Annotated in this window: 9 protein-coding genes; 6 read left to right on the forward strand and 3 right to left on the reverse strand. The window is 67.6% G+C overall.

Annotated elements, in window-relative coordinates:
- Nucleotides 1-24: 24 nt before the first annotated feature.
- On the forward strand, nucleotides 25-660 hold the full coding sequence (locus FJ311_08680; GenBank protein MBM3951513.1) for a helix-turn-helix transcriptional regulator: 636 nt from the start codon (nucleotides 25-27) through the stop codon (nucleotides 658-660).
- Here the strand turns inward: FJ311_08680 and FJ311_08685 are convergent.
- The gene (locus tag FJ311_08685; protein MBM3951514.1) at nucleotides 652-1,509 is read right to left on the reverse strand and encodes an ATP-binding protein; all 858 of its coding nucleotides are present in this window, start codon (nucleotides 1,507-1,509) and stop codon (nucleotides 652-654) included. The genes FJ311_08680 and FJ311_08685 overlap by 9 nt on opposite strands.
- A 160-nt stretch (nucleotides 1,510-1,669) precedes the next feature.
- On the opposite strand from FJ311_08685, the gene yajC reads away from it, so the two are divergent.
- From yajC to FJ311_08705, 4 genes are read left to right on the forward strand one after another with little or no spacing between them, the layout of a single operon-like run.
- Nucleotides 1,670-2,086: a preprotein translocase subunit YajC gene (gene yajC / locus FJ311_08690; GenBank protein ID MBM3951515.1), complete on the forward strand. Its 417-nt coding sequence runs from the start codon at nucleotides 1,670-1,672 to the stop codon at nucleotides 2,084-2,086.
- A 45-nt stretch (nucleotides 2,087-2,131) separates the two neighbouring features.
- Nucleotides 2,132-3,715: a protein translocase subunit SecD gene (gene secD, locus FJ311_08695; protein MBM3951516.1), complete on the forward strand. Its 1,584-nt coding sequence runs from the start codon at nucleotides 2,132-2,134 to the stop codon at nucleotides 3,713-3,715.
- Between the two features lie 18 nt (nucleotides 3,716-3,733).
- Nucleotides 3,734-4,672 carry a protein translocase subunit SecF gene (gene secF / locus FJ311_08700; GenBank protein MBM3951517.1) on the forward strand — a complete coding sequence of 313 codons (939 nt, stop codon included), beginning with the start codon at nucleotides 3,734-3,736 and terminating at the stop codon, nucleotides 4,670-4,672.
- 9 nt (nucleotides 4,673-4,681) lie between these two features.
- The gene (locus FJ311_08705) at nucleotides 4,682-5,065 is read left to right on the forward strand and encodes a hypothetical protein (GenBank protein ID MBM3951518.1); all 384 of its coding nucleotides are present in this window, start codon (nucleotides 4,682-4,684) and stop codon (nucleotides 5,063-5,065) included.
- 14 nt (nucleotides 5,066-5,079) lie between these two features.
- Here FJ311_08705 and FJ311_08710 read toward each other — a convergent pair whose 3' ends face one another.
- Nucleotides 5,080-5,331 (reverse strand): HigA family addiction module antidote protein, encoded by a 252-nt coding sequence (locus tag FJ311_08710; GenBank protein ID MBM3951519.1) that lies wholly within the window; start codon nucleotides 5,329-5,331, stop codon nucleotides 5,080-5,082.
- 133 nt (nucleotides 5,332-5,464) lie between these two features.
- Complete coding sequence (locus tag FJ311_08715) at nucleotides 5,465-6,076, reverse strand: hypothetical protein (protein ID MBM3951520.1); 612 nt, start codon at nucleotides 6,074-6,076, stop codon at nucleotides 5,465-5,467.
- A gap of 175 nt (nucleotides 6,077-6,251) precedes the next feature.
- Between FJ311_08715 and FJ311_08720 the strand changes: the two genes are divergently transcribed.
- Nucleotides 6,252-6,615: phytoene/squalene synthase family protein (locus FJ311_08720; protein ID MBM3951521.1), on the forward strand; the 364-nt coding region annotated here is incomplete at its 3' end.

Below are 6,615 nucleotides of genomic sequence, written 5' to 3' on the forward strand. Positions count from 1 at the left end.
CACCCGAGGGTGACACGAGGGACCATGGCCCGCGATCGCGCCCGTACCGAAGAAAAGATTCTCGCCGCCGTCGGCGCGATCCTGGCCGAGCCGGGCGGCTCGCGCCGCATCGGGATCAACGCCATCGCCGCCCGGTCCGGCGTCGACAAGGTTCTGATCTACCGCTATTTCGGCGGGCTCGACGGCCTGCTCGCCGCGTTCGCGGCCAAGGCCGATCTCTGGCCCACGGTCGCGGAAGCCATGTCCGCCGCGCCCGAGGCGGGGTCCGATAGCGGTCTCGCGCCCGCGCTCGCCGTCCTGATCCGGGGCTACATCGCGGCGCTCCGGCGCCGACCCGCCACGCTCGAAGCCATCGCCTGGGACATGAGCGAGAAGAACGCCCTCGGCGCGCGGCTCGACGCCCTGCGCGCCGAATGGCGCCGCGACGTCACCCTCCGCCTGTTCCGCCGCCACAAGGTGCCGGCCAAGGTCGACATCGAGGCGGTGATGGCGGTGCTGGCCGCCGCCGCCGATCATCTGGCCGCGCGCGGGCGGCTCGGCGGCGAATTCTACGGTATCGCGCCCGGCGACGCGGACGGGCAGCGGCGCCTGGACGCGGCGTTCGCGGCGATCCTGGAAGGCGTACTCAATTACGCCCAAAGGAAGAAAGATTCAGCCTAGCTTCTTGCCGAGGCGGCCGGCGAGATCCTGGATGAACTGCCACGCGACACGGCCGGAGCGGCTGCCGCGCGTTACCGCCCATTCGTTCGCCTCGCGATCGAGATCGAGTCCCTTGGCCTCGAGGCCGTAGCGCTCGGCGTACCCGCGCACGATGGCGAGATAGGTGTCCTGGTCGCAGACGTGGAAGCCGAGCCATAGTCCGAAGCGGTCGGACAGCGACACTTTCTCTTCGACCGCCTCGGCCGGGTTGATGGCGGTCGAGCGTTCGTTCTCGATCATGTCGCGCGGCATCAGGTGGCGGCGGTTGGAGGTGGCGTAAAAAATCACGTTGTCCGGGCGGCCCTCGATGCCGCCTTCGAGCACGGCCTTGAGCGACTTGTAGGACGCATCGCCCGAATCGAACGACAGGTCGTCGCAAAAGAGGATGCAGCGCCGCGTCTCGTCGCGCAGGCGCGCGAGCAGGGCGGGGAGCGACGGGATTTCCTCGCGATGAATCTCGACCAGCGCCAGCGCGCCCTTTTTCTCGTCGTTGACCTGGGCGTGGACCGCCTTGATCAGCGAGCTTTTGCCGGTGCCGCGCGCGCCCCACAGGAGCGCGTTGTTGGCCGGCAGCCCCTGGGCGAAGCGGCGGGTGTTGTCGAGCAGCAGCGCCGCCTGGCGGTCGATTCCCCTGAGCAGCTGCAGTTCGACCCGGTTGACCCGCGCGACGCTTTCCAGCCGTTCGCCCTCGGCGTGCCAGACGAAGGCGTCGGCCTCGGTCAGCGCGGCGGACCGCGGCTTGGGCGGCGCGCGGCGCTCGAGGGCTTCGGCGATGCGCCGGAGCAGCGGCAGGAGTTCGATGTCGCTCATGGACGGCTTCGTTCCCGGGAGCAGGCCCGGACGGTAGCGCGAAGCGCCCGCTTTTCCAAGGACCTCCCGGTTCCGGGTCGGGGGCTGGGCGGCGGCTTTGCATTTGCATCCTGGGGACCGGTCGGTATAGTCCGCAGTCCGTTCAACGAGGGAGTTTTCGATGCTGATATCACCCGCGTATGCGCAGGCGGCCGGCGGCGGCATTGGCGGCGGCGGACTCGAGGCGTTGCTGCCGCTCGTTCTCATCTTCGTCGTCTTTTATTTCCTGCTCATCCGACCGCAGCAGAAGAAGATGAAGCAGCATCGCGAAATGCTGTCGGCGGTCCGCCGCGGCGACAAGGTGGTGACCGGCGGCGGCATTCTCGGTACCGTGACCAAGATCGTCGACGACCACGAACTCCAGGTCGAAATCGCCGAAGGGGTGCGCGTGCGCGTCCAGCGCCAGACGCTGGCGGCGGTGCTGACCCATCCCGAGCCCGCCAACCAGAACCCGCCCCCGGGCGGCGCGGGCGGAACGGGCCCGGGACAAGGCGGCGGTTCCATCCTCTCCAAGCTTTTCGGCGGCAAAGGGAACTGAACGGACGGCGGCCGCCAAGGCCGCCGCCGCGGGAGCGCGCGGGCGATGGTCAATATTCCCCGTTGGAAAGTCATCGTTATCCTGGCGACGTTGATCCTGGGCTGCCTGGCGGCGGTGCCGAGTTTTCTCGCGCCGGCGACGCTCGCGGCGCTGCCCAAGTGGCTGCCGAAGAACACGTTCGTCCTCGGCCTCGACCTGCAGGGCGGCTCGCACCTGCTGCTCGAGGTCGATTTCGCGACCGTCATCCGCGAGCGCATGGAATCGCTGGTCGATACGGTGCGCGGCGAGCTGCGCAAGGAGCGCATCCAGTACGAGCGCCTCGGCGCCACCGCCGACGGCGTTTCGTTCGTCGTGCGCAACGCCGCCGAGGCCGAAAAGGCGCGCGAGCTGGTGCGCAAGCTGGATAACGATTTCGCGACGACGGCGGGCGAGGGCGGCCGCATCGTCATGACCCTGAAGCCCGAGGCGCTGCGCCAGCGCAAGCTCGCCACCGTCGACCAGTCGATCGAAATCGTGCGCCGCCGCATCGACGAAACCGGCGTGCGCGAGCCGTCGATCCAGCGCCAGGGCGAGGACCGCATCGTCGTGCAGCTGCCGGGCCTGGACGATCCGGAACGGATGAAGCGGCTGCTGGGGCGCACCGCCAAGATGACCTTCCACCTGCTCGACGAGCGCGGCAGCGTCGAGGACGCGCTCGCGGGCCGCGTGCCGGCGGGCTCGCAACTGCTGCCCGGAGCCGAGGCCGACCGCGCCGGCGGCCGCCCGAGTCACTATTTGATCCAAAAGCGCGTCATGGTCAGCGGCGACACCCTGATCGACTCGCAGCCGACCTTCGATCAGCGCACCGGCGAGGCGGTTGTCAGTTTCCGGTTCGATTCGAACGGCGCCAAGCGCTTCGGCGACGTGACCGGCAAGAACGTCGGCAAGCCGTTCGCCATCGTGCTCGACGGCAAGGTCATCAGCGCGCCGGTCATTCGCGAGCCGATCTTGGGTGGATCGGGTCAGATCAGCGGCGGCTTCACCATCCAGGGCGCGCGCGACCTCGCGCTGCTGCTGCGCGCGGGCGCGCTTCCGGCGCCGCTCACCATCCTCGAGGAGCGCACGGTCGGGCCCGGCCTCGGCGCCGATTCGATCGAGGCCGGCAGCATCGCCGCCGTCATCGGCACGGCGATGGTGATGGGATTCATGATCCTGGCCTACGGCCTGTTCGGGGTCGTCGCCAACATCGCCCTGGTTCTCAATTTGATATTGATCCTCGGCGCCATGTCGGTGCTGCAGGCGACGCTGACGCTGCCCGGCATCGCCGGCATCGTGCTGACCGTCGGCATGGCGGTCGACGCCAACGTGCTGATCTACGAGCGCATGCGCGAGGAAACGCGCCTCGGCCGGCCGCCGTTGTCGGCCATGGACGCGGGCTACGCGCGCGCCATGACCACCATCATCGACTCCAATCTCACCACCCTGATCGCGGCGGCGGTGCTCTACTTCCTCGGTTCGGGTCCGATCCGCGGTTTCGCGGTGACGCTCTCGCTCGGCATCGTGACCTCCATGTTCACGGCCATTTCGGTCGCGCGGCTGATGACGGTGGGCTGGCTCCGGCTCGCGCGGCCCAAGTTGTTGCCGATCTGACGGGAAGGGACGGTCATCATGTTCCGCGGCATCATCTGGATTCCCCCCGACACCCGTTTTCCGTTCATCCGGCTGCGATTCTATTTTTTCGCGATTTCCGGATTTTTGATGCTGGCGACCGTGGCGCTGATGGCGACGCGCGGGCTCAACTACGGCATCGATTTCACCGGCGGCATCATGATCGAAGCGCGATTCCAGGGGCCGGTCGACGTGGCGGCGACCCGCGCCAAGGTCGATTCGCTCAACCTCGGCGGCACCGAGATCCAGGGTTTCGGCGGCCCGAACGAGGTGCTGATCCGGCTGCCCCGCCAGGAGGGCGACGAAAAGGCGCAAAGCGCGGCGGTGGAGAAGGTCAAGGCCATCCTCGGTCCCGGCGTCGAATACCGCCGGGTCGAGACGGTGGGGCCCAAGGTCGGCGCCGAACTGCTGCGCGAGAGCATCGTCGCCGTGATCGTCTCGCTCGGCGGCATCCTGGTCTACATCTGGTTCCGGTTCGAATGGAAATGGGGCGCGGCCGCCATCGCCGCGCTGTTCCACGACGTGATTTCGACCATCGGGGTGTTCTCGCTCTCCGGACTCGAATTCAACTTGTCGACGGTGGCGGCGCTGCTCACCATCGCCGGCTATTCGATCAACGACACGGTGGTGATCCTCGACCGGGTGCGCGAGAACCTGCGCAAGTTCAAGACCATGCCGCTGCCCGAGTTGTTCGACCGCAGCATCAACGAGACGCTGTCGCGCACCATCAACACCTCGGGCACCGTGTTCCTGACCGTGCTCGCCCTGTTCGCCTTCGGCGGTCCGGTGATCCGCGATTTCAGCTTCGCGCTGCTGTGGGGCGTGATCGTCGGCAGCTTTTCGACCATCTGCGTCGCGCTGCCGATGCTGCTTTATATGAACATCGATCGCGGCGCGCATGACGCGCCCGCGAAGGAGACGGCGCCGAAGGCGCCGTGACCTCGGCCGATGAGCCTCGACATCACCCCGCTCGTGCCGTCCGGCCGGCAGGTGATCGAGGCCTACGGCGACGGCGGGTTCGTGATCGCCGGCGCGCGTTACACGGGCTCCGTGATCGTGTTCCCCGAACGGACCTTTGTCTGGAGGGCCGCGGCGGTCGCCGACGTGACCGAGGCGGCGCTCGCGCCTCTGTTCGAGGCGCCGGCACCGGCCGAAATCCTGGTCATCGGCTGCGGGCCGCGGTTTCTGCCCGCGCCCGTCGCGTTGCGCGCCGCGATTCGGGCGCGCGGGCCCGCGCTCGAATGGATGGATACCGGGGCCGCCTGCCGCACCTTCAATGTGTTGCTGGCCGAAGGCCGCCCCGTTGCCGCCGCGCTGATTGCGGTCGCTTGAACAAGCCCGCCGATTTAAGCAGCCTTGCGACGCTTCATCGCCTGATCGAGGTCGTAGGTCGCCTGCAGATTCATCCAGAGCTTCGCCGAAGTACCAAGCGCCTGGGCGAGGTCCAACGCGGCGTCCGCCGTGACCCCCCGCTTGCCCTTGATGAATTCGTTCAAGCGCGCCGGGGTCCAGCCGAGTTTTCGCGCGAAGACAACTTGGGTCGTTCCGGCCGGTTGGAGAAATTCCTCCCAAAGAAGAATAGGGGGATTCGCAAAAATCCCCCTCCCCCCTTGCGGGGGAGGGTTGGGGTGGGGGGCATCTCGGGCGATTACGTCATCCGCTTTATCTCATCATACCTTAAACAAAAAGCCCGGCCTCGCGGCCGGGCTTTTCATTAGTCTGATACGTTGCTCAGTAGATATTCTGCGCCGACACCATGGCGTAGAGCATCGGGATCGACAGCATGGTGTTGAAGCGCGAGGTGAGCCCGGCCATGCGCGCGGCCTTGGCCTTGGCGTCGGCGTCGACCTGGACCATGCCCAGCGCCTTCTGCTGGTTGGGCCAGATGATGAACCAGACGTTGAACCACATGATGGTGCCGAGCCACATGCCGATGCCGATGGCGATGCTCTTCGGCACGGCGAAGCCGCTGGCGGCGCCGAGCGTGAGGGCGTCGACCAGGTAGCCGTTCATCCCGGCGAGGATCAGGCCGGTGACGATGGTCCCCATCGCCGCCCAGCGGAACCAGAACAGCGCGGCGGGCGCGATCACCTTGCTGATCGCCGGCTTCTGCTCGTCGGGGATCTTCGGCATGCTCGGCGTCTGCACGAAGTTGAAGTACCACAGCAGGCCGATCCACATCACGCCCGACAGCACGTGCAGCCAGCGGAACAAGAACGTCCACCACGCGTAGTCGCCGGGGGCGCCCTGCTTGGTCGCGCCGACGACAATGACGATCATCAGGATCGTCAGCACGAAACCCGCGATGATCGTGTTGCGTAGATTGAGCAGAATGCTTGCCATGATCCCTCCGTTGCTGGCCTGGAAAAACCCGAATGCCCGTCCGGGTATTGGCGGGCGGGCGTGAACCGACGTTCGTGATTCCCAATATAAACGTGCCGGCTGGAGGCGCAAATCGTGTTGTGCCCCGCCGCGCCGGCGCGGGCGGTTTCGCGTGATAGCTTCGGGCACGAAGCCGATGACGACGCCAGCGACAGAACCGACCGATTCGGATTTCGCCTATTGCGCCGCGCTCGCGCGTTCCGACGACCGCGACCGTTATTTGGCGGCGCAATTCGCGCCGCCGTCCGCCCGCGCGCGCGTGATCGCGCTGCTGGCGGTGAACGCCGAAATCGCGCGCGTGGCGCGGGCCGCGCGCGAGCCCTTGCTCGCCGACATGCGTCTCAAATGGTGGCGCGACGCGGTGCTCGCCGCGCTCGGCGGTGCCGCGCCGGCGCAACCGGCGCTCGCCGCCTTCGCCCGTGCGGCGGCGGAATCGGGCTTGCGCGCCGATCGGCTCGCCGATCCGTTCGACCGCCTGATCGCCGCCCGGGTCGGCGGCC

The sequence above is a fragment of the Rhodospirillales bacterium genome, from assembly GCA_016872535.1.
GTDB lineage: Bacteria > Pseudomonadota > Alphaproteobacteria > Rhodospirillales > 2-12-FULL-67-15 > 2-12-FULL-67-15.

Coding starts and splice junctions, on each gene's coding strand:
- secD (MBM3951516.1), top strand. CDS start 2,132: ATGGTCAATATTCCCCGTTGGAAAGTCATCGTTATCCTGGCGACGTTG.
- FJ311_08685 (MBM3951514.1), bottom strand. CDS start 1,509: ATGAGCGACATCGAACTCCTGCCGCTGCTCCGGCGCATCGCCGAAGCC.
- FJ311_08705 (MBM3951518.1), top strand. CDS start 4,682: ATGAGCCTCGACATCACCCCGCTCGTGCCGTCCGGCCGGCAGGTGATC.
- yajC (MBM3951515.1), top strand. CDS start 1,670: ATGCTGATATCACCCGCGTATGCGCAGGCGGCCGGCGGCGGCATTGGC.
- secF (MBM3951517.1), top strand. CDS start 3,734: ATGTTCCGCGGCATCATCTGGATTCCCCCCGACACCCGTTTTCCGTTC.
- FJ311_08680 (MBM3951513.1), top strand. CDS start 25: ATGGCCCGCGATCGCGCCCGTACCGAAGAAAAGATTCTCGCCGCCGTC.
- FJ311_08715 (MBM3951520.1), bottom strand. CDS start 6,076: ATGGCAAGCATTCTGCTCAATCTACGCAACACGATCATCGCGGGTTTC.